General features: G+C 53.9%; 3 protein-coding genes. 1 reads left to right on the forward strand and 2 read right to left on the reverse strand.

What is annotated here, in order from left to right; genetic code table 11:
• Positions 1-268 (forward strand): hypothetical protein (locus tag IAE27_RS29810; protein ID WP_227685348.1); only part of this gene is annotated, 268 nt, incomplete at its 5' end.
• 461 nt (positions 269-729) lie between these two features.
• Here IAE27_RS29810 and IAE27_RS29205 read toward each other — a convergent pair.
• Together IAE27_RS29205 and IAE27_RS29210 are read right to left on the reverse strand one after the other, a co-directional pair.
• Positions 730-1263 (reverse strand): Rpn family recombination-promoting nuclease/putative transposase, encoded by a 534-nt coding sequence (locus IAE27_RS29205; RefSeq protein ID WP_200093419.1) that lies wholly within the window; start codon positions 1261-1263, stop codon positions 730-732.
• 47 nt (positions 1264-1310) lie between these two features.
• Positions 1311-1750: IS6 family transposase (locus tag IAE27_RS29210; protein ID WP_200093420.1), on the reverse strand; the 440-nt coding region annotated here is incomplete at its 5' end.

Raw genomic sequence — 1750 nt, forward strand, 5'->3', positions numbered from 1 at the left:
AGGTGAGCATATCACCTCTACTCAGGTGGCCAAATTCAGTGTGCCACTACATTTGTCGGGTTTTCGGCAAAAAATGTTGCCGGAGAGCGTGAGCGGTACTGGACAGCCAGGCGGTTTGTGGCGTGATATTCCCGGGCGAAGGGGCTTAAACGGAGAAAGGCGCACGGAATACCAGGGCAGGCACACCGGCAACGACGGGTCGTGGCAGGCGAAACGGCGTTGCGCCTTACAGCCCGGCGGCCGTTGTTTTTTTGCCGGGGTGCAGTAAGCGCAGGTTACGGCGCGTAGAGGGGCGGCGTATCCGTTGACGGATACTGCAAGCCTGCTGTTGACGTCAGACATCAGACACTAGCCGGCAGGCCCGAAACCGCGAGCGGGTTCGGCGGAGCTTACCGCATCGTTTCGCGGTTAGCGGAGTGTGGCTTGACGACTGAGCCGCGCCAGCGGGTCAGGAGCCGGAGGAGTCACCGGGTTGTGTTGTTCAGTGATTGAAGGTAACCACAACCCCGAAGCAGGAAGGATATAAGCAGTAAGAAGCAGCAGAAGAGGAAACAGGAAGATACGCAGACCTTAAGATAAGAACAGTACACCTGGACGAGTGGCAGTGGCGGCGCGTCAGCGCAGCAACGCCACCGCGCCGCAGGCAGGTTTTCGGCGGGCTGTCAGGCAGGTTACAGTCAGAAGAACGATAGAGGAATACACCGCGCCATCTCTGGCACGGCGTCGGAATTAGTGTAAAAGGGTCTGAAGATGCTCTACGGGTAACTTCGTGACATCATGAACAAGTTCAATACTCATACCCTTTTCGAGCATGTTTCTGGCTGTCTGCTCAATTCCCTGCTCAATACCCTTCTGGATACCTTCTTCAATCAGTTGCTCTGCAATGGTCATCAGCTCCCCCTCGCGTAGTGGTGCCTTGTGCTTCAGTTCTTCCAGAAAATCGCGGGTTTCCGTCCGTTTTCCGGCAAAGAAGATATAGTGCATTATTGCTGTGAATTGCTCTGTTGTCAGCGTAGTTTTTAGCGCCAGCAACGCAATTTCGTCGATAAACTCCATCATATCGCGGGTTCGGATATGCTTCATCACCAGTGACAGTAGCGCCACGCTTTTGTGCTGCATCAGTTCTTCGTCGGGTATCACCGTCACATCGGCCAGCGCAAAATCCCGGCTGTAGACCTCCCGCGCAAGTTCCGGCTGGTCAAAACAGGCCAGCCAGTTCATCGGGTACGGATGCGGCGACGGCTTACCTGCGTAAAACGGCACTGTTGCAAAGTTAGTGATGGGGTAGCCTTTCGTGTTATTGAAAGGGCTTATCTTTCAAAGACTCTACTCACCAGACGCATCTCGCCCAGGGGATGCCCAAAATAAAATGATTCGGCCTGACCTTTCCGTAGCGCACGCATCACTTCAATCCCTTTGATTGTGGCGTATGCTGTCTTCATGGATTTAAATCCCAGCCTAGCGTTGATTATCCTTTTCAGCTTGCCATGATCGCATTCTATGACGTTATTCCGGGACTTAATCTGCCGGTGTTCAACATCAGGTGGACACCGGCCTTCCCGTTTCAGTAACGCCAGCGCGCGACCATAGGTAGGGGCTTTATCGGTGTTGATGAGGCGGGGGATCTGCCAGCCTTTCACGTTGTTCAGAATCTTTCCCAGAAACCGGTATGCCGCTTTGCTGTTACGACGCGGGGAAAGATAAAAATCGATGGTGCGGCCTTTGCTGTCAACAGCACGGTACAGATAAG

The sequence above is a fragment of the Klebsiella sp. S69 genome (assembly GCF_016516145.1).
GTDB lineage: Bacteria > Pseudomonadota > Gammaproteobacteria > Enterobacterales > Enterobacteriaceae > Klebsiella > Klebsiella oxytoca.